Raw genomic sequence first — 25471 nt, 5'->3', positions numbered from 1 at the left:
AAGATTACGGTTCCAGGTCCCTGTTGGGATACCGGTTCCGGAGTAGGAGAGACCCAGATGCGCCACGGCGCCGCCCATCGTAAACTCGGTCGCACGACCAGCCACCGCACCGCCATGTTCGCGAACATGGCCGCCTCGCTGATCAAGCACGAGCAAATCACCACGACCCTGCCCAAGGCGAAGGAACTGCGTCCCTTCGTCGAGAAGCTGGTCACCCTGGCCAAGAAGGGCGATCTGCACGCCCGTCGTCAGGCCATCAGCCAGGTTCGCGACGTGCCGCAAGTCGGCAAGCTGTTCGAAACGCTCGGCCCGCGCTACAGCGAGCGTAACGGCGGCTATATCCGCATCATGAAGGCCGGCTTCCGCCACGGCGACAACGCTCCGATGGCTGTGATCGAGTTCGTCGATCGCGATGTCGAAGCCAAGGGCAAGGACTCCGGTCCGGTCCTGGCCTTCGAAGGCGACGACGAGGCTTAAGCCTTTCGTCTCTGACGAGACTGATGTTCGAAAGGGCGGCCGGAGCGATCCGGCCGCTTTTCTTTCATGCGCCGTTGACCGGTTGGCGTCATCATCAACTTCAGTTTGCGTTTGTCGAAAACCGCACTAGATTTCTGCTCGGAGTGTCAAATGGCAAAACAGGCGTATGTGGTTTCAGGTCGGGTCGGCCCGACGTCTGAGCGAACCTTTCGGAACGTTTCCAGCGGCGCGTTTTCAGCCACGGTGATGTCCAACGACGCCTATACCCGGGCGTCGGCGAAGGCCAATTCCGCGATTACGCAGGCGCTCCGAAGCCCGCCGGCCATGCCGGCCAAGAAGAAATAGATGTCATACAATGCGATGTACGAGCGCCTTGTCGATGGCAGCTCGAACACCGTTCAGGGTTACATCGCCTACGGCCTGTACAAGAGTGCGAAACGTGAGTGGATTCGCGAGTTCGAGACCAGCCATCTGAGGAAACCGAGACCCGCCGAGGTCCAGGCCTATGTAGATGGTTACACACAACAGATGCGGGATGTGTTTGAGGCGCAGGCGGCTGGCGTGCTGGCCAATTTCGCGGAAAGCGCGGTTACCGACGCAAAGCCCGCCATTGTCGAAGAGGCGCTGAAGGGCGGGTTCTGGCGCTCGGTGACCCAGTCTATTGCGGCGAATGCTATTTATACGCTCGTCCTTGTGGCGATCGTCATCATCCTGAAGCGCGCCGGTATCGACCTTCTCTCGCTCGCGGGTTGAATCGGGGCGTTGAATTCTCGAGTCGTGTCCTGATCGTCGATTACCGCCCCGACCACGCCGCCGCCTGGGCCCGGCTGAACGAGGCCTGGCTTGCCGAGGGCGGCTTCGCCATCGAGGCCAAGGACCGGCGCTCCATCGACGATCCGCACGGTGTCTTCATCGTCGGCGGCGGGCGGATCTTCATCGCCGAACGGGACGGGGAGGCGGTCGGCTGCTGCGCCCTGATCCGCATCCCCGACGGCTTCGAAGTGTCGAAGATGACGGTGACGCCGACCGCCCGCGGCCTGGGCCTGGCGCGGCGTCTGCTGGGGGCCTGTGAAGCGGCGGCGCGCGAGGTGGAGGCGACGCATCTGTATCTCGAGACCAACAGCGCGCTGAAGCCGGCCATCGCCCTGTATGAAAGCGTCGGCTTCATCCACCTGCCGCCCCGCCCGACCCCCTACGCCCGCGCCGACGTCTTCATGGAGAAGCGGCTCTAGCCGGTGAAGGCCTCGCCCAGGGCCAGGATCCATATGAGCAGAACGCACAGGCCGTAGACCATCTTGTCCAGGCGGGTGCGGCGGGGCGGGCGCGGCGGCGGGTCCAACTGAGGCATGGGCCGGGTTGGAGCCGATTTCCCTGGAGCCCGAAATCGATTAAGCGGGCAGGGGTCTGTGAGGGGAAGTCACATGAAGCCCGCCGCGCCGCCGCCCTTGAACGCCCTGCGCACCTTCGAGGCCTTCGCCCGCCACGGCAGCATGACCCGCGCCGCCGCCGAGCTTTGCGTCACCCATGGCGCGGTCAGCCGCCAGATCGCGGCCCTGCAGGCGTCCCTGGGCGTGGTGCTGGTGTCGGGTCCGCGTCACGCCCTGGTCCTGACCGAGGCGGGGTCGCAGTTGGCCGAGCGCCTGACCCCGGCCTTCGGCGCCATAGCCGACGCGGTTCAGGCGACCCGTCACGGCGCCGCGCGAGAGATCGAGATCTCCTGCCCGGGCACCTTCGCACTGAAATGGCTGATCCCTCGCTTGCCGGATTTTCTCGAGGCCCATCCCGAGGTTCGGGTGCGGCTGTTGGAATCCTATTCGCCGGTCGATTATCGGCGCGATCGATTCGACGGGGCGATCCGGATTGTTGAGCCGGACCAGGTTCATCCGCGCGCCGAGGCGACACGTTTCCTGCCCCAGTATCAGGGGCCGGTCGGGGCTCCGGGGCTGATGGCGCAGTTTGCGACCCTGGCGGCCGTGGCCGGCGCTCCACGCCTGCGATCCGCCACCTTCCGTCGCGCCTGGCCGGCCTGGGCCGAGTTGGCGGGGCTGGACCTGCCCCCGGCCAGGGTGGAGCGCGAGTTCGCCCATAATCATTCGATGGTCGAGGCCGCCGTGTCCGGCATGGGCGTCGCCATCGCGCCCTGGGCCTTCGTGGCGCCGGACGTCATCGCGGGGCGGCTGGCGGCCCCCTTCGGCTTCGTCGAACGTCCGTCCTGGTTCGCCTTCCTGCGCCCCGAGGGGCGCCGGGACGCGGCCGTGGACGCCTTCCGCGACTGGCTGGTGGTGGAAGGCGCGCTCAGCCCCCCGCCGCCTATTCCTTCGACAGATCCTGACGCTGGAACCAGGCGATAGAGGCCGCGACCGGCACGACGCACCACAGGGTCAGGCTGGTGATCGCCTTCATGACCGCGCCTTCGGGCATGGGCATGGGGCCGGGAGAGACGGCGGCCTTCAGCGTGTCATAGGCCAGGCCGGGCAGAAGCAGCTGGGCGGCCCAGTCGGTCGGCGCCCAGCCGATCACGGGCGTCAGCGGTCCTCCGAGGATGGACTGGGCGAAACCCAGGGCCCAGGGCACGAACAGGGCCGCCAGCAGCGAGCGACTGACCACCGCCGCCAGCAGGGCGATCAGGCCGTACTGGACGATGCGGATGAGGGACAACAGCCACAGCAGCAGGAACCGGCCCAGGTCGAAATCGGTCAGGTCGAACGCCATCGGCCGCCCGGTCACCACCGCCTGGGAGATGAAGAAGACGAAGGCGGCGATCAGCATGGCCAGCATGGCGATCATGGCCAGGGCCTTCATCACCCCGATCTTGCCCAGGATCAGCCAGGGCCGGCCGTTGCGGGCGCTGATCAGACGCCAGGTCTCCCAGCGATAGTCGCCGGCGTAGACGGTCGCCGCCGCCAGCAGCATGAAGGCCAGCAGCACGCCGTTCGCGCCGTAGGTGGCCGTGAAGCCCAGGGCGTCCGCCAGATTGACCGGCTGATTTCCCATCTCGGCGGGCAGACTGGCCTTGGCCGCCAGGGCGTCGCCCTTGGTCTTGGTGATGATGTGGAAGGCCACGCCGCCGATGATGAACAGCAGCGGCGTCAGCAGGACGCTGCAGAAGACCGCCGTCCGGTTGCGCGAGACGCGATAGGCCTCGGATTTCAGCGCATCAACCAGCATGATCGGTCCCCTTCACAGGCGCGCCCTGCACCCCGGTCCAGCCGGTCTCGCTCATGAAGACGTCTTCCAGGTCGGCGCCGATCCAGCGGGCCTCCTCGATATCGACCCCGGCCTCGACCAGGGCGCGGATCGTCGCCGCCGCCTCGGCGCGCGGCACGGCGGCGATCAGGGCGTCGCCGTCCAGCGTCGCCCGGTCGCCCAGCACGCCCAGGGCCCTGGCCAGGGGCGTGACCGACAGGCGTAGCCGCTCGCCCGAGGCGGTCAGGTCCGAGACCCGACCCTCGGTGATCACCTTGCCCTTGTTGAAGATGGCGACGCGGTCGCAGACGCGCTGGACCTCCTGCAACTGGTGGCTGGCCAGGATGACGGTCACGCCGTCGTCGTCGGCCAGGCTGCGGATCAGGGCCCGCATCTCCTGGATGCCGGGCGGATCCATGCCGCTGGTCGGTTCATCCAGGATGACCAGGTCGGGCCTGGTCATCAGGGCCGCCGCCACGCCCAGCCGCTGCAGCATGCCGACCGAGAAGCCGCGCACCCGCCGGTCCGCCGCCTCGGCCAGGCCGACCCGCTTCAGCCAGGCCTCGATCTCGGCGGTCGGCACGCCGCCGTGGGCGTAGCTCAGCCAGACCAGCACCTGGCGCGCCGTCATGAAGGGGGGAAAGCGCGGGGTTTCGATCATCGCGCCCATGCGCCGCGTCGCCGCCGGATCGCCGATCCGCCCGCCCATGACCGTGGCCTCGCCCGCGGTCGGGCGGATCAGGCCCAGCAGGGTGCGGAACAGGGTCGACTTGCCGGCGCCGTTCGGCCCCAGAATGCCATAGACCCCGCCGCGCGGGATCGACAGGGTCAGACCGTCCAGGGCCCTGACCGTCCCATAGGTCTTGGTCAGGCCGCGGATTTCGATGACGGTTTCCATGAGGCGAGCTTGGCCCGCGAACGCCGTTCCGACAAGCCGTCGCGCGGTTGTCGTCCATTAAGTTTAGGCAATGGTTCCATGTCGCTTCGGAGTTCGCCCATGTCCCGCTTCCTGGTTTCCGGCCTGGCGCTCGTCGCCGCACTGGCGGTTGCGTCCTGCGCCGGGGCGCCGGCCTCGACCGCGCCGGTCACGCAATCCCCGGTCGTTTCGGCCGTTGCGACTCAGGCCGACCGTCCGGACCCGGTGATTCTGATTTCCATCGACGGATTCCGCCCCGACTATCTGGGCCGGGGGGCGACCCCGGTCATGGATGGCCTGGTCGCCGGCGGCGCCTTCGGGCCGATGCGTCCGTCCTTTCCCAGCGTGACCTTCCCCAACCACTATACGCTGGTGACGGGCCTGCACCCGGACCACCACGGGATCGTCGGCAACCGCTTCACCGACGCCGAACTGGGCGTCTTCACCATGGCCAGCAAGGAGAGCGGCTTCTGGGACCAGGCCGAGCCGATCTGGGTCTCGGCCGAAAAGGCGGGCGTCCGCACCGGGACCATGTTCTGGCCGGGCTCCGAGGTCGAGATCCACGGTGTCCGGCCCAGTCGTTGGGAGCCCTTCGACCAGTCGATGTCGGGCGACGCCCGGGTGGACCGGATCCTGTCGTGGCTGGACCTGCCCGCCGATCAGCGGCCGAGGTTCGAGACCCTCTATTTCGACATCGTCGACAGCGCCGGTCACCGTCATGGGCCGGATGCGGCCGAGACCCGCGCCGCCGTCGCCTCGGTGGACGCCTCCATCGGTCGGCTGGTCGAGGGTCTGAAGGCGAGGGGACTCTATGACCGAACGCTTCTGGTCCTGGTGTCCGATCACGGCATGGCCGCCACCTCGCCGGACCGGGTGGTGTGGATCGACGACATCATCGATCCGGCGGCGCTCCAGATCGGTTATGGCGGCGCCGTCCTGACCGCCGACCCCGCGCCGGGCCGCGAGGCCGAGGTGCAGCAGAAGCTGGTCGGGCGTCACCCCCACATGGAATGCTGGAACAAGGCCGATGTCCCCGCCCGCCTGGTCTATGGCTCGAATCCGCGCGTGGCCCGGATCGTCTGCCTGGTCGAGACCGGCTGGCTGACCGCCACGCGCGACCGGCCCGTCACGCGGCCCGGCGGCGCCCACGGCTATGACAATCAGGCGCCCGAGATGCAGGCCCTGTTCATCGCCCACGGCCCCGGCGTCATCCCCGGCCGCCGCCTGACCGACCTCGACAGCGTCGATGTCCAGCCCTTCCTGGCCCGCATGCTGGGCGTCACCGCGCCCCAGGGCGACGGCCGGGCCGAGGACACTCTGCCGGTCACCACGCATTAGAACGCCGGCTCCGCGCCCCAGACCCTCTCCCGCTTGCGGGAGAGACCATCCCCGGCGTCCGCGCAGCGGACCCGGGTCGGAGAGGGAAGTCTTCTTCCAGAAGCCAGCAAGGGTCATCATCACTGCCGGAGTCGCCCCCTCCGTCACGGCGCTCTGCGCCGCGCCACCTCCCCCAAGGGGGGAGGAATGCGAGCACCAAAATCCTCCCCCCCTGGGGGAGGTGGATCGCCGGCGAAGCCGGCGAGACGGGGGGGGGGCGAACGGCGCCAACTGTCACAATGACGCTGGTCCTGCCGTAACGATTCCAAGGGCTTGTCAGATTCTCGCCCCGACTTTCCCGCCAGGGTTTCCCCACCCCCTATAATCACGCCCGGTCTCGTCGCTTGGAGGGCTCGTAAGGCCTGCGACCTTGCGGCGGCGAGAGCGGATGGAACGGGAGCGGGGGTGCAATCCCTCCGCGCCGACGGCGTCTCAGGACGTCGCCGGAGGGTCGAGGGGGATACTCGATCGCACTCGGGACGGTTCTTCGCAGGGACCGCCGACCCGTCGCAGGCTTATGGGGTTAGGCGATAAGACCGCCACCGCTCGGCGCCCCGAGCTTGCAGGCCAACCATTCGCGCGGGGCGTCAAACCTTCGTCGAAACGGTACTCAAAACACAAAACTCCGGGCGAAGGCCCGGCGCCCCGCCCAGCCCTCCATGAACTTCGCAGCGAAAGCGCGAGGACGATCAGACCTGTCCTGAAAGGAGCCGTTGATGGCCCGTCCCAGACCCCGTCGTCCCAGACCCGGCCGCGGCCTGCCGCCGCCGGAAAGGCGCAGTCCCGAAGAACAGGCGGAAGACGACCGCCTGCGGGCGGAACTGGTCATCCAGTGCGCCCGGATGGACGCCATACTGGCCGACAAGTGGGCTGAGGCGGCGGAGCAGGTTCGCATCCAGGCCGAACGGGCCGCCGCCGGCGCCGTCTTCGCGGACGACGATCCCTGGTTTTAGGCCTCCAGCAGCGGCTGGAGCAGCGGATGGGCCAGGACCGGCGCGGCCAGACGCACCACAGCCTGCGGATCCTCCAGCCGCACCGCCGCCGTGGCGTCGGCGATGATGAAGTCGGCATGGGTGCGCGACGGCTCGGTCAGCCGTTCGTGGCCCGGCCGCACCGTCGCCAGATACTGGGCCACGACCGAATCCGCCGAACGGCCGCGTTCGGACTGGTCGCGCAACAGGCGGCGAATGAAACGGATGTCGGACGGGGTGTCGACGAAGACCCGGATGTCGAACAGGGCCGTCAGTTCGGGGGTGCACAGCACATGGGTGCCCTCGACGATCACCACCTCGCTGGCGGGGATCGGCTCGCCGCCCGGCTCGCGGCCGTGATGGATGAAGGAATAGACCGGCGCCGTGACCGGCCGCCCGGCCTTCAGGTCCATCAGGTCGGCGATCATCAGGGCGTGGTCGCGCGCCGCCACATCGTCGAAGTCGAAGGTGGCCGCGTCGAAGCCGGGCAGGGAGGCCGCGTCGCGATAATAGGAATCCTCGCGCACCAGCACCGCCTTGCCCTCCGGCAGGGCCGAGACCAGGGCCTCGGCCAGGGTGCTCTTGCCGGAGCCGGAGCCCCCCGTGATCGCGATCAATATGGTCATGGCCGGCCTTCTAGAACGTCGACGAAGCCTGCGCCACAGCGGCTTGCGCGAGCAGCCCCCGCCAGACGATCCGGGGACGATCCGTCGCGCCGGACCTTCCCTCGGTCACGTTGCTTATCGCCGATAACCAAGTTAGCGTCCGGGCAAGCGTCGCCTCGAGCAGACGCATCCATAGGAACAGGAAACGACATGCTGGGCTTGATGCAGGACTGGCCGCTGACGGTCGACAAGATCATCGACCACGCCAAACACTGGCACGGCGACCGCGAGGTGGTGACGCGCTCGGTCGAGGGGCCGATCGTCCGCACCACCTACGGCCGGATTCACGACCGGGCCAGGCGCGTCTCCAACGCCCTCAAGGCCTGGGGGATCGCGCCCGGCGACCGCGTCGCCACCCTGGCCTGGAACACCGACAAACATATCGAGACCTGGTACGGCGTCATGGGGATCGGCGCGGTCTGCCACACCCTGAACCCGCGCCTGTTCCCCGAACAACTGGTCTACATCATCAACCATGCGGAAGACCGGGTCATCTTCACCGACCTGACCTTCGTACCGTTGCTGGAAGCCATCCTGCCGCACCTGCCCAAGGTCGAGCGCGTCATCATCATGACAGACGACGCCCATATGCCGCAGACGACTCTGCCCAAGGCCGAGGCCTATGAGACGGTGATCGCAGGTCAGTCGGCCGAGGTGGTCTGGGGCGACTTCGACGAACAGACCGCCTGCGGCCTGTGCTACACCTCGGGCACCACGGGCCATCCCAAGGGCGTGCTCTATTCGCACCGCTCGAACTTCATCCATACCCTGCTGGGCCTGCAGTCCACCGTCCTGGGCGCCACGCCCAACGAGGTGATCCTGCCCGTCGTGCCGATGTTCCACGCCAACGCCTGGGGCATCGCCTTCGGCGGACCGGCGGCGGGCGCCAAACTGGTCATGCCGGGCGCCAAGATGGACGGCGCCTCGATCTACGAACTGCTGGAGAGCGAAAAGGTCACCTTCTCCGCCGCCGTGCCCACCGTCTGGCAGGGGCTGCTGGGCCATATGAAGCAGAACGACCTGCGGCTCTCGACGGTCAAGCGCGTGTTGATCGGCGGCTCCGCCGTGCCCGAAAGCCTGATCCGCGCCTTCCACGACGACTATGGGATCGAGGTGCTGCAGGGCTGGGGCATGACCGAGACCTCGCCCATCGGCACCCTGTCGAACATGACCCCCGAACTGGCGGACAAGCCGTTCGAGGAACAGCTGAAATGGCGCGTCAAACAGGGCACGCCGCCGCTGGGCGTCGAGCTGAAGCTCAAGAACGACGCCGGGGCGGCCCTGCCGCACGACGGCGTGACCTTCGGCCATCTGATGGTCAAGGGTCCGACCGTCGCCCGCGCCTATTTCCGCGAGGAGGGCGACATCGTCGACGACGAGGGCTTCTTCGACACCGGGGACGTGGCGACGGTCGACGACCTGGGCTTCATGCAGATCACCGATCGCTCCAAGGACGTGATCAAGTCCGGCGGCGAATGGATCAGCTCCATCGAGATCGAGAATATCGCCGTCGGCCATCCCAAGGTCGAACTGGCCGCCGTCATCGGCGCCGCCCACGCCAAATGGGACGAACGGCCGGTCCTGATCGTGCGGCTCAAGGACGGCGAGACCCTGGACAAGCAGGAGCATCTCGACTTCCTGCACGGCAAGATCGCCAAATGGTGGATGCCCGACGACGTGGTCGCCGTGGACGAGATTCCGCTGGGCGCCACCGGCAAGATCGACAAGAAGCTTCTGCGCGAGCGGATGAAGGACTACCGCTTGCCAGAGATCCAGCCTGGTTGAAGATCCGGAGCGCCGATGTCGTCGAAAAAGCCCGTCCCCGCCCTGATCCCGGGGTTGACCGCCCTGACGGCGGTCGCCCCGGTCCTGGTGGTCGCGGCCATGGCGGCGACCCTGTTCGGCGGCGTCGATCGAGCCGTCACCTATGACCTGCTGACCTGGACCGTGGCGCGAGGCCTGGCCTGGGTCGGGATGGCGGCGGCCTTGCTCGTCCTGGCCCTGGCGCTGCGAGACCTCGGCCGGCGCTGGATCTTCGCCGTCGTCGCCCTGGTCCTGGCCGGCGCGACCCTGGCGGTGTTTCTGCATCAGGGACAGCGGCTGGCCCAGCCGTCGCCGCGCGACATCAGCACCAATGTGGCCGAACCCCCGGCCTACAGTCGCCTGTCGGCCCTGCATCCGGACGCCTCCGGCGTGACAGGCCCCGAATCCTGTTCGGCCGCCCGTTCGATCCCGACCCAGGTCCTGGCCCAGCAGGCCGTCTCGGCCCTGGTCGACGCCGGCTTCCCGATCGTCCGCGCCTCGACCTTCGAGGTCGAGGGCGTTCACGAAGGCGCCTGGTTCGGCTTCGCCTATGACGCCGTCGTCCGCATCCGCCCCGGCCGAACCGACATCCGCGTCGCCGCCCGCGACTCCCGCCCCGACGGCGGCGCGACCTGCCGCCTGATGAACAGGATCGTCACCGCCCTGGAAGAGGAGATCCGCTAGGCCAGGTCGAACACGGCCCTTAGGCCCGGCTCCGGTTCCGCCGTCGCCGCCCCGTCCTCCACCAGCTTGATCAGATGGGCCAGGACCGACAGCGACGCCGCAGGCCACAGCCGCTGATCCACCGCCGCATAGAGCACCGGCACCATCTCCGCCACGCTCCGGTCCCCCGCCCGCAGCCGCGCCAGCACCTGGGCCTCCCGCTCCAGCCGGTGCGCGCGATAGGCGGCCAGGAAGGGTGCGGGCCGCGTCACCGGCGCCCCGTGCGTCGGCCACAGCGTGGCGAAGTCCCGGGCGATCACCGCATCCAGGCTGGCCATGTAATCGCGCATGTTTCCGTCCGGGGGCGCCACCACCGTCGTCGCCCAACCCATGACGTGATCCCCGCTGAACAGGGCGTTTTCCTCCCTCAGCACGAAGGCCATGTGATTTGACGCATGGCCGGGCGTGAACATCGCCTCCATCGTCCAGCCATCGCCCTCGATGATTTCGCCGCCCGTCAGAACCTGATCAGGCGCAAAGACCGCGTCCTCATCCTCGTCCAGCCCGCCCGAGGCGTGCGTCTCCTGCGCCGGCGGCCGGGCGGCCAGGATCACGGCGCCGGTCCGCTCGGCGAAGGGGCGGGCGAGGGGAGCGTGATCGCGGTGCGTATGGGTGACCAGCACGTGGCTGACCGTCCGCCCCTCCACCGCAGCCAGCAAGGCCTCCAGATGCGCCGGGTCCAGCGGCCCCGGATCGATCACCGCGACCGCTGATCCCGCCTCGGGCCGTCCGACCACATAGGTCCCGGTTCCGGTGAAGGTGAACGGCCCTGGATTGTTCGCGATCACCCGCTGGATCAGGGGCGAAACCTGGTCGCGCCGCCCATAGGCGAAGTCGAACTCACGCACGAAGGGAATCATCACCGACCTGTCCGCATCTGGCGCGGGCCTTGCCTTAACCTCTTGGCAACCCTTGCCGGAGCGCCCGCCATGGCCCGATCAATCGCCTTCGCTGTCTCAAATCGGCTCCAACCCATCGCGGCGGCCCTTCTCTGTCTCATGGCGACGCAGTTGATCGCCGCCTCCTGCACGCCGGAGCCGGCGCCCTACGCCAGTCGGGTGGCGATTCAGCGATGACGTCTACTGCCGACGGACGCGAACAGCACGGCTGTTGGAGATCGTCAGCATATAGCTTCCCAGCGATGCCCGGCGAACGCGCACGGGCTCACCTTCACGATTTCTGAAGCGGACAGCGCCTGAATCGATCTGCCGCCATTCGGATCCGTCCGCCAGCCTGAACAGCCACTTGCCCTCGCCGGAGGGGCTGGCGGAAAGCAGCGTGGTCTCGATCGCTTCGATCTGCGGCTCCGGGGACAGGTCTGTGCGTCCCGCAAACGGATTGGTGATCTGGAACCCAAACAATTGGCGGTTCGTTTCGCGCACCTGCGCTCGATCAAGCACGACGACTTCGCCAGTGCGCTCGGCCGTTTCGAGTGCTGCGACCGCGCGATCGAAACACAAAAGGCGATCTGCGTCCCGCGTCACCTCGCGACAGCGGGTGAGTTCAATGAGCCTTTCCGCTCGCTCCCCTTCCTGCGCCGGGGCGGCCGCCGTTGATCCTGCGAAGATTGTGGCTGAAATACCGACCAAAATCGCCATAAAGTACCGCAAATTCGCACCTCCATTTGCCCAGAAAAGAGAAAATATAACCAATATGCCTCAGAGATTACGGTGATTCTGCATCTTCGCGCCGGAGGTGTCTATGGCGTGGCGATTTTGCGACAGTCCTGCTGCAATGGGGTTGCCATTGTGTAATTAGCATGGCGGCGCGGCCGAAGGCGGGCCAACACTTCACTGTTCGTGTCGCGCCGGAAACGGGGACGCGACAAGCAATGTCTTCGGAGCCCTTGGCCCCGAACGCGATTTGAACCTTGGAGGGTTATCAACGTGAGATCACAGAACCAGCGTCGACGTCTGCTGGCATCGACCATGATCGCAGGCTTCGCCGCCATCGGCATGGCGGCGCCTGCTGTAGCCCAATCGACTCAGGACGAACCGGCGTCGGTGTCGGAAATCGTCGTCACGGGTTCGCGCATTCGCCAGGCGAATTTGACCACGACCAGCCCGGTGACCCAGGTTACGGCTGAGGACGTGCGTGAATCGGGCGTCAGTCGCGTTGAAGATCTGGTCACCCAGCTGCCGCAAGCCTTTGCGGCTCAGAATTCGACCGTGTCCAACGGCGCCTCGGGCACCGCCACGGTTTCGCTGCGGAACCTTGGCGCGACCCGCACCCTGGTGCTGATCGACGGCAAGCGGATGCCCTACGGTTCGCCGCTGGACGCCGCGGCCGACCTCAACCAGATCCCGGCCCAACTGGTTGAGCGCGTCGAAGTGCTGACCGGGGGCGCCTCGGCCGTCTACGGTTCGGATGCGATTGCCGGCGTCGTCAATTTCATCATGAAGAAGGACTTCGAAGGCCTCGAGATCACGGCCCAGTACGGCCAGTACCTCCACCACAATGATTACGATGGCCCGGGCAATCTGCGCTCGGTGATCGAGGGGCGCGGTGCGACCAACCCGTCGCAGTTCCAACTGCCGGACGACGATGTGCAGACCGGTTTCAGCCGGGAGATCACCGCCATCATGGGTGTGAGCTCGCCTGACGGGAAGGGCAATATCACGGCCTATGCCGGATATCGTAAGAACAACAAGGTTCTGGGGCGCGATTACGACTACGCGTCGTGCTCCTTGGGTGGTGAAGACGCGGGCAGCTTTACCTGCGGTGGCTCTAGTACGTCCTTCCCTGGTCGGTTTACGGATTTCGCGAACTTTAACTACACGCTTGATGCGTCCGGAAACTTCATACCGTACAGCGCGGCAAGAGACGCCTATAATTTCGGCCCTCTGAACTACTACCAACGTCCTGACGAACGCTACAATCTCGGCGCCATGGGCCATTACCAGGTCAACGACAAGATTGAGGTTTTTACTCAGTTGATGTTCAGCGACTATCAATCGGTCGCTCAGATCGCGCCATCCGGCAACTTCGGCAACACGACCACCATCAACTGTGACAATCCGCTGCTGTCAGCCAGTCAGGCGGCAGGGATCGGCTGCACGCCGGCAGACATCGCGGCTGGGACCGACACCGATCTCTACATCCTTCGTCGCAACGTAGAAGGGGGGGGGCGTCAGTCGCACCTCGATTACACATCCTATCGCGGGGTCATCGGGATGCGCGGTGATCTTGATGATGCGTGGAGCTATGAAGTTTCGGCCCAATACGCCAAGGTCAAGCTCTCGCAGATTTACCGGAACGAGTTCTCGGTCGCTCGCCTGACGCGTGCGCTGGACGTCGTTGCTGATCCGGTTTCGGGCGCTCCGGTTTGTTCTTCGGTGCTGGATGGGACTGATCCAAACTGCGTCCCTTACAACGTCTTCTCTGCCGGAGGCGTGACACAGGAAACTCTGGATTACCTCCAGGTGCCCCTGGTGATGACGGGCTATACCGAGCAGCAGGTCGTCACGGCGTCGGTTACCGGCGATCTGACGGAGCGCGGCGTCGTGTCGCCGTGGGCCTCTCGCGGCCTGCAAGTGGCGCTGGGCGCCGAGTATCGTCGGGACGCGCTCGATCTGGTGACTGACGTGACCTACTCGACGGGCGACGGGGCTGGGCAAGGCGGACCCACCATCGGACTCGGCGGCGCCCAGTCCACCTACGATCTGTTCGGCGAGTTCCAGATGCCGATCGTCGAGGGCCTGCCCTTTGCAGATTCGATCACCGTGGACGGCGCCTATCGCGCGTCGGACTATGCGCTTGGCGGCAAGACCGACACTTGGAAGGTCGGCATGGACTACGCCCCCGTCTCCGACATCCGATTCCGCGCGAGCTATCAGTCGGCCACACGGGCCCCCAACGTCATCGATCTTTTCACGGCCGAAGGGTTCAATCTGTTCGATCTTGACGTGGACCCCTGCGATGCAACCAGCGCCGCAACCTATGCAGGCGATGCGGCTTGTATCGGAACAAACCCGTGGCAAGTGACCTCGGACCAAGCCACCAGCGGCTTCCTGAGCAATGATGCTGGACAGTATAATCGTCTTCAAAGCGGTACTTCCACTCTGAGCCCTGAAGATTCAGAGACAACCACCTTTGGTATTGTCTTTACCCCGAGCTTCCTGCCTGGTTTCAATATGTCGATCGACTACTTCGACATTAAAATCACGAACCTCATTCAGCCTCTCGGCGGGGCGAATATCGCGACCTATTGCTACACATTGGGAGATCTGGGCGCCTGTAACCTTATCAACCGAAACGATAATGGAAACTTCTGGTCAGGCGACGGCTACATCGAAGACCGGAACACCAACATCGGCGGCCTGGCGACTTCGGGTATCGATTTCGTCGGCGGCTATAATCTGCCGCTCGAAGACTGGGGCGTATCCAACTGGGGTACGATTGGCTTGAGCTTCACGGGCACCTGGCTCGAGAAGCTGGAAACCGACACGGGCCTCGATGTCTTCGATTGCGCGGGCAAGTTCGGCAATACCTGTGCGGCGAACGATATCGCGGCCTCTCCGGAATGGCGTCATCGCGCCGCTGTTTCTTGGGGTACTCCGGTTGACGGCGTGAACCTTGGCCTGACGTGGCGTTACATCTCCGCAGTCGATCTGGACTCGGGCGTCACCACGCGTCTGGACAGCACCCTGGAAGAGCAGCACTACTTCGATCTGAACGGGTCGTGGCAGCTGCGTGACAACGTCACGGTTCGCGGCGGCGTCAACAATATCCTCGATAACGACCCGCCGCTGTCCTACTCGGTCGGCACCACGGGCAACAACAACACCTATCCGCAAGTCTATGATGCGATGGGCCGTTACGCCTTCATCAGCGTGACCGCGAGCTTCTAAGCTCACATTCAGTCAAGTCGGACGGGGCGGCCAACCTTTGGGTTGGCCGCCCTTTCTTTTTTGTGGCCGCAGAAAAACCATTCCGGCGGTCAAGCGTTACGGTGCCGAGAATGGGCCGGGGGGCTCATAATACAGGGATGCCAAAATTGAAGAATTCCGCAGCCGCGCTCGCCGCCATCATTACTCTCGCGGGTGCGACCGCCCAGGCCCAGACCCAGGGGCAAGGGCCGAGCCAAAATCAGGACGGCCCCATCGTCACCGGCGCGCGCTCGGCCGAGACCGCCGACGCCCTGAAGGTGCGCGAGGCCATGGCCTATGCCCGGCCGCTGCCGCGCGGGGCGCCGACGCAGGATTATCCGCTGGTGGCCTGGTGCGACGCCCTGGTCACGGGCCATGCCGATCTTGGCGAGAGCCTGACCGATCATTCGCCGGAAGATCTCGAACTGGTGCGTCTGGGCCGTCTGGAGGCGCAGGATTTCCGCAGCGCCCTGGCCGCCGCAGAACCGCGTCAGACCGCCGCGACCAAGGCCGCTGCGCAGCAAGCCGCCGCGTCGGCCAAGGCCCAGTGGGCTGCGCTTCTGGCCACGCAGGACGAGGCGGCGCGCAGCCAGTCGTTTGGACTGTTCTATGGCCTACCGGGCCGGTGCGAACACGCCGCGCGTCGCATCCGCGCCAATATCACCACCCCGCCTGCGACCCTGGCCGAGGTGGGCCTGACCGAGACCGGTGCGCCGGCGACAGCCGCGCCGAACTGATCGCGGCAAACCTCAAGACGTCTAGACGGCGGTCCGAGCTACGGCTCAGGCCGCCGTTTCGCGTTTCGCGGCGTAGGGATCGTAGTTGAGGATGGGGGCCAGCCAGCGTTCGCAGGTGGCGACGTCCCAGCCCTTGCGCCGGGCGTAGTCCTCGACCTGGTCCAGATCGATCTTGCCGACGCCGAAATAGTGGCTGCCTGGATGGCCGAAATAGAGGCCCGAGACCGAGGCGGGGGGCGTCATGGCGAAGCTTTCGGTCAGGGCCATGCCGGCGTTGGCCTCGGCCTGAAGCAGGCGGAACAGGGTGGCTTTTTCCGTATGGTCGGGCTGAGCCGGGTAGCCGGGGGCGGGACGGATGCCCTGGTACTGTTCGGTGATCAGGTCGTCGATGCTGCTCGTCTCGTCGGCGGCGTAGCCCCAGAGCTGGGTGCGGACTTCCTTGTGCAGCCGCTCGGCGAAGGCCTCGGCCAGGCGGTCCGCCAGGGCGGTGGCGAGGATGGCGGAATAGTCGTCGCCGGCGTCCTTGAAGCGTTTGGCGATCTCAAGTTCGCCATGGCCGGCCGTGACGGCGAAGGCGCCGATATAGTCGTCGCCCTCTTCGGCGATGAAGTCGGACAGGGCCAGGTTCGGCTTGCCGTTCGACTTCTTGATTTGCTGGCGCAGGGTGTGGAACCGGGCGATCTCGGCGTCCCGGCTCTCGTCGGCGAAGACGATGACGTCGTCGCCGTCGGCGCGGGCGGGCCAGAAGCCGACCACGCCCTTGGCCGTGAACCACTTCTCGTCGATGATCCGCTTCAGCATGAGCTTGGCGTCCTCAAACAGGTCGCGCGCGGCCTCGCCGACGATCTCGTCTTCGAGGATCAGCGGATAGCGGCCGATCAGCTCCCAGCTGGCGAAGAAGGGGGTCCAGTCGATGTGGTCGGCGAGGTCCTTCAGGTCCCAGGCGTCGAAGGATTTCACGCCGATGAAGGACGGCTTGCCGGGCAGGGGCTGGGTCGGGTCGATGCGGAAGCGGTTCTCGCGCGCCTGAGCCAGGGTGGCGCGGGCCTTGACCTCCTGGCCGCGGGCGTATTGCTCGCGAATGCGGATATATTCGTCGCGGGTGGCGGCCTCGTTCTTGGCGCGGTCGGTCTTGGACAGCAGGCCCGAGACGACGCTGACGGCGCGCGAAGCATCGACGACATAGGTGGTCGAGCCGCGGCGATAGGCGGGTTCGATCTTGACCGCCGTGTGGGTGCGGCTGGTGGTGGCGCCGCCGATCAGCAGGGGAATGTCGAAGCCGCGCCGCTCCATCTCGGCGCCGACGAAGACCATCTCGTCCAGCGACGGGGTGATCAGGCCGGACAGGCCGATGATGTCCACCTTGTGCTCGACGGCGGCGTCCAGGATGCGGTCGGCCGGGACCATGACGCCCAGGTCGATGACCTCGTAGTTGTTACATTGCAGCACGACGCCGACGATGTTCTTGCCGATGTCGTGGACGTCGCCCTTGACCGTGGCCATCAGGATTCGGCCCGCCTGTTCGCGCGGCTTGCCGGCCTTTTCGGCCTCCATATAGGGTTCCAGCCAGGCCACGGCCTGTTTCATCACCCGGGCCGACTTCACCACCTGCGGCAGGAACATCTTGCCCGAACCGAACAGGTCGCCGACGACATTCATCCCGTCCATCAGCGGACCTTCGATGACGTGCAGCGGACGTTCGACGCCCAAGCGCGCCTCTTCGGTGTCGGCCTCGATGAACTCGGTGATGCCGTTGACCAGGGCGTGTTCGATCCGCTTGCCGACCGGCTGGTCGCGCCATTTCAGATCGACGACGCGGGCCTGGCCCTTTTCGCCCTTGTAGCGGGGGGCCATGTCGACCAGCCGCTCGGTGTTCGAGACATTGGTCCGCTGGGGGCGGTTCAGGATCACGTCCTCGACCGCCTCACGCAGCTCGGCGTCGATGTCGTCATAGACCGGCAGGTCGCCCGCATTGACGATGCCCATGTCCATGCCGGCCGCGATGGCGTGATACAGGAAGACGCTGTGGATCGCGCGGCGCACCGGCTCATTGCCGCGGAAGCTGAACGAGACGTTCGAGACGCCGCCCGAGATGCGGGCGTAGGGCAGGGCAGCCTTGATGACCTTGACCGCCTCGATGAAGTCGACGGCGTAGTTGTCGTGCTCCTCGATCCCCGTCGCCACGGCGAAGATATTGGGGTCGAAGATGATGTCCTCGGGCGGGAAGCCGACCTCGTTGACCAGGATGTTGTAGGCGCGGGTGCAGATCTCGATCTTGCGGGCGGCGGTGTCGGCCTGGCCCACCTCGTCGAAGGCCATGACCACGACGGCGGCGCCGTAACGCAGGCAGGCGACGGCCTGTTCGCGGAACTTGGCCTCGCCTTCCTTCATGGAGATGGAGTTGACGATGGGCTTGCCCTGGACGCACTTCAGGCCCGCCTCGATCACCTCCCATTTGGAGCTGTCGATCATCACCGGCACACGGGCGATGTCGGGCTCGGCCGCGATCAGGTTCAGGAAGGTCCGCATGGCGACGGCGCCGTCCAGCAGGCCCTCGTCCATGTTGATGTCGATGATCTGGGCCCCGGCCTCGACCTGTTGCCGGGCGACGTCGAGCGCGGCGGAATAGTCGCCTTCGACCACCAGTTTGCGGAATTTGGCCGAGCCGGTGACGTTGGTTCGTTCGCCGACGTTGATGAAGGTGGGGCGCATCAGACCAACTCAGCTTTTAGGACAGGTAACTTCTTGCGGCGCCAAAGACTTTTCTTGATCGACCGAGCACGTCGGCATGATCGGACGGACACAGCCGTTGTCGTAACCGCTTCCTTGAAGCCGCGACTGTCGAGGAAAATCCAAGAACGGGTCGGATATCCGTTCGGTCCGCTGAGAGACACGCCTTTGCCGGAAACGATGGCATCGCAAAGGGCGACCGCACGATCGACATCACGGTCATTTCGGAGTTGCTCGAAATCGAGCCCTTGGCCGCTACTTATTCGCAGTTCGAAACTGCCGACGCTCACGTCGAGGAGAGACATGTCGTCGCCGTTTCCCATTCGTAAAAGGACCGCTTTTTCGGAAGCATGGTCGATCTCGCAAGCAGAATTGGCCGCAGTAAAACTTGCTAGTTCGCCGCGTAAGCGCCGGAACGCGCCGATCTCAGCAGTCCTGCTCACGCCACCATCTCGAACGGCTCCAGCCCCGACAGCCGCAGGGCCACTGGCCGTTCGGGAATCGTGCGCGGCTTCAGCGGCGCGACTTCTTCGGCGACGTGTTTGATGTGATCCGGCGTCGTGCCGCAGCAGCCGCCGACGATGTTGACCAAGCCGGAGGCGGCCCATTCCTCGATGAAGTGTGCGGTCTGGTGCGGCTCCTCGTCGTACTGACCCATGGCGTTGGGCAGGCCGGCGTTGGGATAGGCGGCGACCAGGGTGTCGGCGACGCGGCTCAGTTCGGCGATGAAGGGCCGCATCAGGTCGGCGCCCAGGGCGCAGTTGAAGCCGACCGCGAAGGGTTTGGCGTGACGCACGCTGTTCCAGAAGGCCTCGGCCGTCTGACCCGACAGGGTGCGGCCCGAACGGTCGGTGATGGTGCCGCTGATCCAGATGGGGAGGGCGTCCATACCCTCGTCTTCGAGGTCCTTGATGGCCTTGATCGCGGCCTTGCAGTTCAGCGTGTCGGTGATGGTCTCGATCAGATAGAGGTCGACGCCGCCCTCGTTCAGCGCCTTCACCTGATGGCGATAGGCCTCATAGACCTGGTCGAAGGTCACGCTGCGGGCGCCGGGGTCGTTCACGTCGGACGACATCGACAGCATCTTGTTCAGCGGGCCGATGGAGCCGGCGGCGAAGCGCGGCTTGTGCGGCTCCTTTTCCGTCCAGCGGTCGGCGGCGGCGCGGGCCAGTTTGGCGCCTTCCAGATTGATGTCCCACACCGCCTGGGCGTCCAGGGCGTAGTCCTCCTGGGCGATCGTGGTGCCTGAGAAGGTGTTGGTCTCGGAGATGTCGGCGCCGGCGGCGTAATACTGGTCGTGCAGGTCCGAGATGATGTCCGGGCGGGTGATGCAGAGGATGTCGTTGTTCCCCTTCATCTGCTGCGCCTCGTCATAGCCGTTGGCGGCGACGAACCGGTCGGCGCGGAAGTCGGCTTCGGACAGGCCGCGACGCTGGATCATCACGCCCCAGCTTCCGTCGAGAACGAGGATGCGTTCCTTGGCTGCCGCATGCAGGGCGGCGATGCGCTCGGCGCGGGTGAGGGGAGAGGTCATCAGGCGGCTGCCTTCTGTTCACGCACGCCCAGCACGCGGCAGATCGCATAGACCAGATCGGCGCGGTTCAGGGTGTAGAAGTGGAAGTCGGAGAAGCCTTCTTCGTGCAGGCGGGCGCAGGTTTCGGCGGCGACGGAGGCGGCGAGCAGTCGGCGGGTTTCGGGATCGTCGTCCAGTCCGTCGAAGTGAGCCTTCAGCCAGTCGGGGATGCTGGTCCCGCAGGCGCCGCACATGCGGGTCAGGCCGGCGAAGTTGGACACGGGCATGACGCCGGGGATCAGCGGAATGGTTACGCCCGCCGCCCGCACCCGGTCGCGGAAGCGCAGGAAGGCGTCGATGTCGAAGAAGAACTGGCTGATCGCGCGGGTCGCGCCGGCGTCCACCTTGGCCTTCAGCACATCGATGTCGTGGTCGATGGAGGGGCTTTCGGGGTGTTTTTCGGGATAGGCGCCGACTGTGACGTCGAAGCCGCCGACGCGGCTGATGGCGGCGGTCAGTTCGGTGGCGTTGGCGTAGCCGTCGGCGCGGGGCTGGTAGACGCCGCCGATGCCGCCCCCGCCGGGCGGATCGCCGCGCAGGGCGACGATATGATCGACGCCGATGGTCTTGTAGCCGGCGATGACCTCGTCGACCTCGTCGCGGCTGGCCTCGACGCAGGTCAGGTGGGCGGCGGGACGCAGCGAGGTCTCGGCGATGATGCGCTGGACGGTGCGGTGGGTGCGTTCGCGGGTCGAGCCGCCAGCGCCATAGGTGACCGAGACGAAGGCCGGATTCAGCGGCTCAAGGCGGCGGATCGCCGTCCACAGATTGGCTTCGGCCTCGTCGGTCTTGGGCGGGAAGAATTCGAAGGAGACGCGCACGGCGTCATGGTTCGAGCCGGCGCGGGCGACCGGACCCAGCGGCGACAGCAGCAGGGCGCGGGCTTCGGCGAGATTGGTGGAGGACGCGGCCATCATGCGGTCTTTCTGGCCTGGGCCAAGGATGCGTTGACGGGACGTTCCGCCGTCCAGATCGTCACGGTCAGGCCCTCATTGTCGGGCGGCAGGGCGATCGGCGGGGAGGGCGTCAGACCGCTGTCGGTCAGCCAGCCGTTGATTTCGTGGTCGGCGAAGCCCAGGCGGCGATGCTGATGCGCCTCGCGCATATGTTCGAAATCATGGGGCGCGAAATCGACGATCACCAGCCGGCCGCCGGGGCAGACCAGGCGCGCGGCCTCGGCCACGGCGGCGAAGGGGTCGGCCAGATAGTGCAGCACCTGATGCACGATCACCAGATCGGCGCTGCCGGCGGGCAGGCGGGTGGCGAAGATGTCGCCATGACGCAGTTCGACCTTGTTCAGCCCGGCCTTGGAGACATTGGCGCGGGCGATGTTGAGCATGTTCTGGCTGAGATCCAGCCCGACCGACATCTTGGCCTTCTTGCCGAACAGGGTCAGCATGCGGCCGGAGCCGGTGCCCAGATCGACGACCCGCTTGAACGGGCCGGGGCCGACGGCCTTTTCCAGGGCGGCCTCGACGGCGGCTTCGCTGACATAGAGGGAGCGAAGACGGTCCCATTGCGGGGCGATCTGTTCGAAATAGCTTTCGGCCGCCTGTTCGCGATCCTTGCGAACCTCGTCCAGGCGACGATGGTCCGCCTCCCCGGCGTCGTCGGCCAGGATGTCCAGAACAGTGTCGATCAACCGGCGGGCGTGGGCGTCGTGGGACAGGCGATAATAGACGCGGGCGCCGTCGGGGAATCGTTCGATCAGGCCGGCGTCGGTCATCAGTTTCAGATGGCGTGAGACGCGCGGCTGGCTCTGGTCGAGGATGCGCGACATCTCCATGACCGAAAGCTCCTCGCCGGCCAGCAGCGACAGGATGCGCAGACGGGTCGGCTCGCCGGCGGCGCGCAGGGCTTCGACAGTCTGGTCGGCGGTAAGACTCATGAGATCATATAAGGATATCCTTATATGATTATGCAAGTGAAAACCGCCTAGAGGACGGGCGTTTTCAGTGGTTCCCCGGCGAAATGCGCCTGAAGGTTCTGCATCAGCAGCATCAGCATGCCCTGAACGCCGGCTGTCGTGGCGCCGGCGGTGTGAGGCGTCAGGACCATATTGGGTACGTCGGCCCAACGGTTCGGATCGGTCGGTTCCTCTGCGAAAACATCAACGGCGGCTTGGCCCAGGGCGCCGGATTTCAGCGCGGTGATCAGGGCGTCCTCGTCGATCACCTGGCCCCGCGAGACATTGATCAGCAGGCCGTCGGGACCGAGCGCCTCAAGCACCTCGCGCGAGATCAAGCCGCGGTTGGTTTCGTCGGCCTTGCAGGCGACCACGAGGATGTCGCTCTGTTTCGCAAGGCTGAGCAGAGATTCTGCCCGGGGCCATTCGGCGTCGCGGGGGCGGGGGCCCCACCACGCCACCTCCATTCGGAAGGGCGCGCAGCGAGCGGCGACGGCCTTGCCGATGGCGCCCAGGCCGACGACGCCGACCTTCTGGCCCCGGACGGAAGGGGTGAGGGTGCGGGTCTCGGCGGTCCAGTCGCCGGACCGGACCTGACGGTCGCCCGAGACGATCTGGCGGCGGGCGGCCAGGATCAGGCCCAGGGCGTGGTCGGCGACGTCCTCGTGATTGACGCCGGGCGCGTGGGTGACCGGCAGGCCGCGTTCACGGCACCAGTCGACGTCGATCCCGTCGTAGCCCGAGGTGAAACAGGCGATCAGGTCGAGGTTGGGCAGGCGTTCGATCAGCGCCTTGTCCAGCGGCGCCTCGCCGGCGACGACCAAGGCGCGGATGTCGTGGGCGGCCTCGATCGGCGGGCCTTCCCAGAAGCGGTAGACGTCATAGGCGCTCTCCAGGATCGGCGAGAGCGGGGCGAGATGCCGCTGCATGATGAGAACGGCGGGGCGTTGGGTCATGGTCGGACCTCCACAATGGCCTCGCCGTCGGTCAGCCGAGCGACGACGCTGGTCCAGTCGCGCCGCACGATGGCGCAGAGTTCGTCGTTCGAACAGTTTCCGAGGTTGAGGTGGACCAGTGGCTGACCGCTGGCGCTAAGCTGCGCCAGCAAAAGAAAGTCCTTGTCCTTGCTGACGACGACCGCCCCCCGTGACGCCGCCAAGGCCCAGATTTCCCGGTCGCCTGCCGTGGCCAGCCCCATCAATCTGACGTGTTCGACCTCATGATCGAATGCGGTGATCGCATCGATCAGGCGGACGGGCAGGTTCTGATCGAGCAGGAATTTCAAGCTGCAGCGGCCGCCACCGAATGATCGAGCGCCTGCGCGGCGTAGGCCAGGGCGGCCCGCAGGTCGTCGGCTTCCAATTCCTCGTAGTCGGAAAGGATCTGGGCCTCAGTCATTCCGGAGGCCAGCCACCCGAGAATGTCATGCACGGCGATACGCATGCCCCGGATGCAGGGCCGACCGGCGCGTTTGCCGTCTTCGATAGTGATGCGGGACAGAAGATCATCGCTCATGTCCCGCATCCTATCACAGATCGATCAGCGCCCGAACTTCTGGTGCTGGATGCGCTTGGGGATGATGCTGTCGGCGCCCAGGCGACGCATCTTGTCCTGTTCGTAGGCTTCGAAGTTCCCCTCGAACCATTCCACATGGCCGTCGCCTTCGAAGGCGAGGATGTGGGTGGCCAGACGGTCCAGGAACCAGCGGTCGTGGGAGATGACCACGGCGCAGCCGGCGAACTCTTCCAGAGCCTCTTCGAGGTTCTGAAGCGTTTCGATGTCCAGGTCGTTGGTCGGTTCGTCGAGCAGGATCAGATTGCCGCCCGAGGCCAGGGTCTTGGCCAGGTGGACGCGGTTGCGCTCACCGCCCGACAGCTGGCCGACCTTCTTCTGCTGGTCGCCGCCCTTGAAGTTGAAGCTGCCGACATAGGCGCGGGTGTTGATCTCGCGCTTGCCGACCATCATCACGTCGGTGCCGCCCGAGATGGCCTGCCAGATGGTCTCGTCCGGTTTCAGGTCGTCGCGCGACTGGTCGACATAGGCCAGCTTGACCGTCTCGCCGACCTTGATCGTGCCGCCGTCGGGGGTTTCCTGACCGGTGATCAGCTTGAACATGGTCGACTTGCCGGCGCCATTGGGGCCGATGACGCCGACGATGCCGTTGGGCGGAAGCTTGAAGGTCAGGTTGTCGAACAGGGTCTTGTCGCCATAGGTCTTGGCTAGGCCTTCGACTTCCAGCACGACATTGCCCAGGCGCGGCCCAGGCGGGATCTGGATGTGGGCGTGGGTCTGGGCGCCGCGCATCGATTCCTGCTCGTCGACCATCCGCTCATAGGCGGCCAGACGGGCCTTGGACTTGGCCTGACGGGCCTTGGCGCCGGAACGGACCCATTCCAGTTCGCGGGTGAGGGCGCGCTGGCGGGCTTCGGATTCGGACTGTTCCTGAATGACGCGCTTGGTCTTGGCTTCCAGCCACGAGGAATAGTTGCCCTCGTGCGGGTGGCCCTTGCCGCGGTCCAGCTCCAGCGTCCACTTGGTGACGAGGTCCAGGAAGTAGCGGTCGTGGGTCACCAGGATGACGCAGCCGGGGAAGTTTTCCAGGTGGTGCTGCAGCCAGGCGACGGATTCGGCGTCCAGGTGGTTGGTCGGTTCGTCGAGCAGCAGCATGTCGGGCTTGGACAGCAGCAGGCGGGCCAGGGCCACGCGGCGCTTCTCACCGCCGGACAGGTTGGCGACCTCCCAGTCATCGGGCGGGCAGCGCAGGGCGCCCATGGCCATTTCGATACGGCTGTCGATGTCCCAGACGTCGCCGGCGTCGATCTTCTCCTGGAGGGCGGTCATCTCCTCCATCAGCTCGTCGGTGTAGTTCTCGCCCAGTTCGGCGGCGACGGCGTTGAAGCGGTTGACCCACTGTTTCTCTTCGCACCAGGCCTCGACGTTCTCGCGAACGTTCAGGGCGGGGTCCAGCTGGGGCTCCTGCTCCAGATAGCCGCGCTTGATGCCGTCGGCGGCGCGGGCCTCGCCGGTGAACTCATTGTCCAGGCCGGCCATGATCTTCAGCAGGGTGGATTTACCCGAGCCGTTGACGCCGACGACGCCGATCTTGGCGTCGTTATAGAAGCTGAGCCAGATGTTCTCGAAGATCTTGCGGCCGCCGGGGAAGGTCTTGGTCAGACCCTGCATCTGGAAAATATATTGCTGCGCCATGAGGTGCGGTTTCGCCCTTCGGGTTTCGTCGGATTGGGAGGTTTGGGCGGATGTAGCGATCCTGAGGCGCGAGAGCAAATAAGGCGAGCGGCGAACGACGGCGCCTCCGCCGTTTTCGCGGCGGAGTTGGAGGCCCTTTGGAAGCGGAGGGCTGGGCGGGGCGCCGGGCCTTCGCCCGGGGTTGGTTTGGTTTTTACCGTTTCGACGAAGGTTTGACGCCCCGCGCGGTTGGTTGGCCTGCAAGCTCGGGGCGCCGAGCGGTGGCGGTCTTATCGCCTAACCCCATAAGCCTGCGACGGGTCGGCAGGGTCTGCGAACCCCGTCCCGAGTAC

The 25471-nt window shown here is 66.0% G+C and carries 24 protein-coding genes; 10 read left to right on the top strand and 14 right to left on the bottom strand.

Going from position 1 to position 25471, the window contains the following annotated elements; translation table 11 throughout:
- Nucleotides 1–57: 57 nt before the first annotated feature.
- The 4 genes from rplQ to AC07NC_RS11875 all read left to right on the top strand — a co-directional run bounded on the left by rplQ (nucleotide 58) and on the right by AC07NC_RS11875 (nucleotide 2828).
- Nucleotides 58–477, top strand: coding sequence for a 50S ribosomal protein L17 (gene rplQ / locus AC07NC_RS11890; protein WP_035307159.1), 420 nt, complete (start codon nucleotides 58–60; stop codon nucleotides 475–477).
- A gap of 345 nt (nucleotides 478–822) precedes the next feature.
- Nucleotides 823–1230: a hypothetical protein gene (locus tag AC07NC_RS11885; RefSeq protein ID WP_492027852.1), complete on the top strand. Its 408-nt coding sequence runs from the start codon at nucleotides 823–825 to the stop codon at nucleotides 1228–1230.
- Nucleotides 1227–1709, top strand: coding sequence for a GNAT family N-acetyltransferase (locus AC07NC_RS11880; RefSeq protein WP_494569682.1), 483 nt, complete (start codon nucleotides 1227–1229; stop codon nucleotides 1707–1709). The genes AC07NC_RS11885 and AC07NC_RS11880 overlap by 4 nt, the downstream gene beginning before the upstream one ends.
- Nucleotides 1710–1898: 189 nt before the next feature.
- Entirely contained in the window at nucleotides 1899–2828 is a 930-nt protein-coding gene (locus AC07NC_RS11875; RefSeq protein ID WP_494569681.1) for a LysR substrate-binding domain-containing protein, read from the top strand.
- On the opposite strand, the gene AC07NC_RS11870 is transcribed toward AC07NC_RS11875, so the two are convergent.
- Together AC07NC_RS11870 and AC07NC_RS11865 are read right to left on the bottom strand one after the other, a co-directional pair.
- A complete protein-coding gene (locus AC07NC_RS11870) occupies nucleotides 2788–3645 on the bottom strand; it encodes a hypothetical protein (protein ID WP_447941448.1) in 858 nt (285 codons plus the stop codon). The genes AC07NC_RS11875 and AC07NC_RS11870 overlap by 41 nt on opposite strands.
- Complete coding sequence (locus tag AC07NC_RS11865; protein WP_494569680.1) at nucleotides 3635–4561, bottom strand: ABC transporter ATP-binding protein; 927 nt, start codon at nucleotides 4559–4561, stop codon at nucleotides 3635–3637. Before AC07NC_RS11865 ends, AC07NC_RS11870 begins: the two co-directional genes overlap by 11 nt.
- 99 nt (nucleotides 4562–4660) lie before the next feature.
- Between AC07NC_RS11865 and AC07NC_RS11860 the strand changes: the two genes are divergently transcribed.
- Entirely contained in the window at nucleotides 4661–5917 is a 1257-nt protein-coding gene (locus AC07NC_RS11860) for an alkaline phosphatase family protein (protein ID WP_494569679.1), read from the top strand.
- Nucleotides 5918–6672: 755 nt separating this feature from the next.
- Nucleotides 6673–6909, top strand: a complete 237-nt coding sequence (locus tag AC07NC_RS11855) for a hypothetical protein (RefSeq protein ID WP_154726634.1) — start codon at nucleotides 6673–6675, stop codon at nucleotides 6907–6909.
- On the opposite strand, the gene udk is transcribed toward AC07NC_RS11855, so the two are convergent.
- Complete coding sequence (udk, locus tag AC07NC_RS11850) at nucleotides 6906–7553, bottom strand: uridine kinase (RefSeq protein WP_154726633.1); 648 nt, start codon at nucleotides 7551–7553, stop codon at nucleotides 6906–6908. The genes AC07NC_RS11855 and udk overlap by 4 nt on opposite strands.
- Nucleotides 7554–7742: 189 nt before the next feature.
- Here udk and AC07NC_RS11845 point away from each other — a divergent pair, with 189 nt between their 5' ends.
- Entirely contained in the window at nucleotides 7743–9377 is a 1635-nt protein-coding gene (locus tag AC07NC_RS11845) for a long-chain-fatty-acid--CoA ligase (RefSeq protein ID WP_008263562.1), read from the top strand.
- Between the two features lie 15 nt (nucleotides 9378–9392).
- Nucleotides 9393–10079, top strand: coding sequence for a DUF1499 domain-containing protein (locus AC07NC_RS11840; RefSeq protein WP_494569678.1), 687 nt, complete (start codon nucleotides 9393–9395; stop codon nucleotides 10077–10079).
- Here the strand turns inward: AC07NC_RS11840 and AC07NC_RS11835 are convergent.
- Together AC07NC_RS11835 and AC07NC_RS11830 are read right to left on the bottom strand one after the other, a co-directional pair.
- Nucleotides 10076–10978 (bottom strand): MBL fold metallo-hydrolase, encoded by a 903-nt coding sequence (locus tag AC07NC_RS11835; protein WP_494569720.1) that lies wholly within the window; start codon nucleotides 10976–10978, stop codon nucleotides 10076–10078. The two genes, AC07NC_RS11840 and AC07NC_RS11835, sit on opposite strands and share 4 nt — an antisense overlap.
- A 219-nt stretch (nucleotides 10979–11197) precedes the next feature.
- A complete protein-coding gene (locus AC07NC_RS11830) occupies nucleotides 11198–11716 on the bottom strand; it encodes a hypothetical protein (protein WP_494569677.1) in 519 nt (172 codons plus the stop codon).
- A 330-nt stretch (nucleotides 11717–12046) separates the two neighbouring features.
- On the opposite strand from AC07NC_RS11830, the gene AC07NC_RS11825 reads away from it, so the two are divergent.
- Nucleotides 12047–14968 (top strand): TonB-dependent receptor domain-containing protein, encoded by a 2922-nt coding sequence (locus AC07NC_RS11825; RefSeq protein WP_494569676.1) that lies wholly within the window; start codon nucleotides 12047–12049, stop codon nucleotides 14966–14968.
- Nucleotides 14969–15114: 146 nt separating this feature from the next.
- On the top strand, nucleotides 15115–15723 hold the full coding sequence (locus AC07NC_RS11820; RefSeq protein WP_246331471.1) for a hypothetical protein: 609 nt from the start codon (nucleotides 15115–15117) through the stop codon (nucleotides 15721–15723).
- 45 nt (nucleotides 15724–15768) lie between these two features.
- Here the strand turns inward: AC07NC_RS11820 and metH are convergent, their stop codons facing one another.
- The 9 genes from metH to ettA are packed head-to-tail and all read right to left on the bottom strand — an operon-like array spanning nucleotide 15769 to nucleotide 25139.
- Nucleotides 15769–18435, bottom strand: a complete 2667-nt coding sequence (metH, locus tag AC07NC_RS11815) for a methionine synthase (RefSeq protein WP_494569675.1) — start codon at nucleotides 18433–18435, stop codon at nucleotides 15769–15771.
- Nucleotides 18435–18896 (bottom strand): hypothetical protein, encoded by a 462-nt coding sequence (locus tag AC07NC_RS11810; protein ID WP_494569674.1) that lies wholly within the window; start codon nucleotides 18894–18896, stop codon nucleotides 18435–18437. Before AC07NC_RS11810 ends, metH begins: the two co-directional genes overlap by 1 nt.
- Complete coding sequence (locus AC07NC_RS11805) at nucleotides 18893–19987, bottom strand: homocysteine S-methyltransferase family protein (protein ID WP_494569673.1); 1095 nt, start codon at nucleotides 19985–19987, stop codon at nucleotides 18893–18895. Before AC07NC_RS11805 ends, AC07NC_RS11810 begins: the two co-directional genes overlap by 4 nt.
- Entirely contained in the window at nucleotides 19987–20940 is a 954-nt protein-coding gene (gene metF, locus AC07NC_RS11800) for a methylenetetrahydrofolate reductase [NAD(P)H] (protein WP_494569719.1), read from the bottom strand. The genes AC07NC_RS11805 and metF overlap by 1 nt, the downstream gene beginning before the upstream one ends.
- Nucleotides 20940–21914: an ArsR/SmtB family transcription factor gene (locus tag AC07NC_RS11795; RefSeq protein ID WP_154726628.1), complete on the bottom strand. Its 975-nt coding sequence runs from the start codon at nucleotides 21912–21914 to the stop codon at nucleotides 20940–20942. The genes metF and AC07NC_RS11795 overlap by 1 nt, the downstream gene beginning before the upstream one ends.
- A 47-nt stretch (nucleotides 21915–21961) precedes the next feature.
- Nucleotides 21962–22888 carry a 2-hydroxyacid dehydrogenase gene (locus AC07NC_RS11790; protein WP_494569672.1) on the bottom strand — a complete coding sequence of 309 codons (927 nt, stop codon included), beginning with the start codon at nucleotides 22886–22888 and terminating at the stop codon, nucleotides 21962–21964.
- Nucleotides 22885–23217, bottom strand: coding sequence for a DUF5615 family PIN-like protein (locus AC07NC_RS11785; protein WP_494569671.1), 333 nt, complete (start codon nucleotides 23215–23217; stop codon nucleotides 22885–22887). Before AC07NC_RS11785 ends, AC07NC_RS11790 begins: the two co-directional genes overlap by 4 nt.
- Nucleotides 23214–23447 carry a DUF433 domain-containing protein gene (locus AC07NC_RS11780; RefSeq protein WP_035308849.1) on the bottom strand — a complete coding sequence of 78 codons (234 nt, stop codon included), beginning with the start codon at nucleotides 23445–23447 and terminating at the stop codon, nucleotides 23214–23216. The genes AC07NC_RS11785 and AC07NC_RS11780 overlap by 4 nt, the downstream gene beginning before the upstream one ends.
- 24 nt (nucleotides 23448–23471) lie before the next feature.
- Complete coding sequence (ettA, locus tag AC07NC_RS11775) at nucleotides 23472–25139, bottom strand: energy-dependent translational throttle protein EttA (RefSeq protein WP_035308847.1); 1668 nt, start codon at nucleotides 25137–25139, stop codon at nucleotides 23472–23474.
- Between the last annotated feature and the right edge of the window lie 332 nt (nucleotides 25140–25471).

Source organism: Brevundimonas sp. GW821-FHT10A07 (assembly GCF_059415785.1).
This window is presented reverse-complemented; position numbering and strand designations above follow the sequence as displayed.

Excerpts from the sequence above, each read along its gene's own strand:
- AC07NC_RS11885 (WP_492027852.1), top strand. The coding sequence starts at position 823 with ATGTCATACAATGCGATGTACGAGCGCCTTGTCGATGGCAGCTCGAAC.
- AC07NC_RS11780 (WP_035308849.1), bottom strand. The coding sequence starts at position 23,447 with ATGAGCGATGATCTTCTGTCCCGCATCACTATCGAAGACGGCAAACGC.
- AC07NC_RS11870 (WP_447941448.1), bottom strand. The coding sequence starts at position 3,645 with ATGCTGGTTGATGCGCTGAAATCCGAGGCCTATCGCGTCTCGCGCAAC.
- ettA (WP_035308847.1), bottom strand. The coding sequence starts at position 25,139 with ATGGCGCAGCAATATATTTTCCAGATGCAGGGTCTGACCAAGACCTTC.
- AC07NC_RS11830 (WP_494569677.1), bottom strand. The coding sequence starts at position 11,716 with ATGGCGATTTTGGTCGGTATTTCAGCCACAATCTTCGCAGGATCAACG.
- AC07NC_RS11795 (WP_154726628.1), bottom strand. The coding sequence starts at position 21,914 with ATGAGTCTTACCGCCGACCAGACTGTCGAAGCCCTGCGCGCCGCCGGC.
- AC07NC_RS11835 (WP_494569720.1), bottom strand. The coding sequence starts at position 10,978 with ATGATTCCCTTCGTGCGTGAGTTCGACTTCGCCTATGGGCGGCGCGAC.
- udk (WP_154726633.1), bottom strand. The coding sequence starts at position 7,553 with ATGACCATATTGATCGCGATCACGGGGGGCTCCGGCTCCGGCAAGAGC.
- metF (WP_494569719.1), bottom strand. The coding sequence starts at position 20,940 with ATGGCCGCGTCCTCCACCAATCTCGCCGAAGCCCGCGCCCTGCTGCTG.
- AC07NC_RS11845 (WP_008263562.1), top strand. The coding sequence starts at position 7,743 with ATGCTGGGCTTGATGCAGGACTGGCCGCTGACGGTCGACAAGATCATC.
- AC07NC_RS11860 (WP_494569679.1), top strand. The coding sequence starts at position 4,661 with ATGTCCCGCTTCCTGGTTTCCGGCCTGGCGCTCGTCGCCGCACTGGCG.
- AC07NC_RS11865 (WP_494569680.1), bottom strand. The coding sequence starts at position 4,561 with ATGGAAACCGTCATCGAAATCCGCGGCCTGACCAAGACCTATGGGACG.
- AC07NC_RS11805 (WP_494569673.1), bottom strand. The coding sequence starts at position 19,987 with ATGACCTCTCCCCTCACCCGCGCCGAGCGCATCGCCGCCCTGCATGCG.
- AC07NC_RS11855 (WP_154726634.1), top strand. The coding sequence starts at position 6,673 with ATGGCCCGTCCCAGACCCCGTCGTCCCAGACCCGGCCGCGGCCTGCCG.
- AC07NC_RS11840 (WP_494569678.1), top strand. The coding sequence starts at position 9,393 with ATGTCGTCGAAAAAGCCCGTCCCCGCCCTGATCCCGGGGTTGACCGCC.
- AC07NC_RS11825 (WP_494569676.1), top strand. The coding sequence starts at position 12,047 with ATGATCGCAGGCTTCGCCGCCATCGGCATGGCGGCGCCTGCTGTAGCC.
- AC07NC_RS11790 (WP_494569672.1), bottom strand. The coding sequence starts at position 22,888 with ATGACCCAACGCCCCGCCGTTCTCATCATGCAGCGGCATCTCGCCCCG.
- metH (WP_494569675.1), bottom strand. The coding sequence starts at position 18,435 with ATGCGCCCCACCTTCATCAACGTCGGCGAACGAACCAACGTCACCGGC.
- rplQ (WP_035307159.1), top strand. The coding sequence starts at position 58 with ATGCGCCACGGCGCCGCCCATCGTAAACTCGGTCGCACGACCAGCCAC.
- AC07NC_RS11875 (WP_494569681.1), top strand. The coding sequence starts at position 1,899 with ATGAAGCCCGCCGCGCCGCCGCCCTTGAACGCCCTGCGCACCTTCGAG.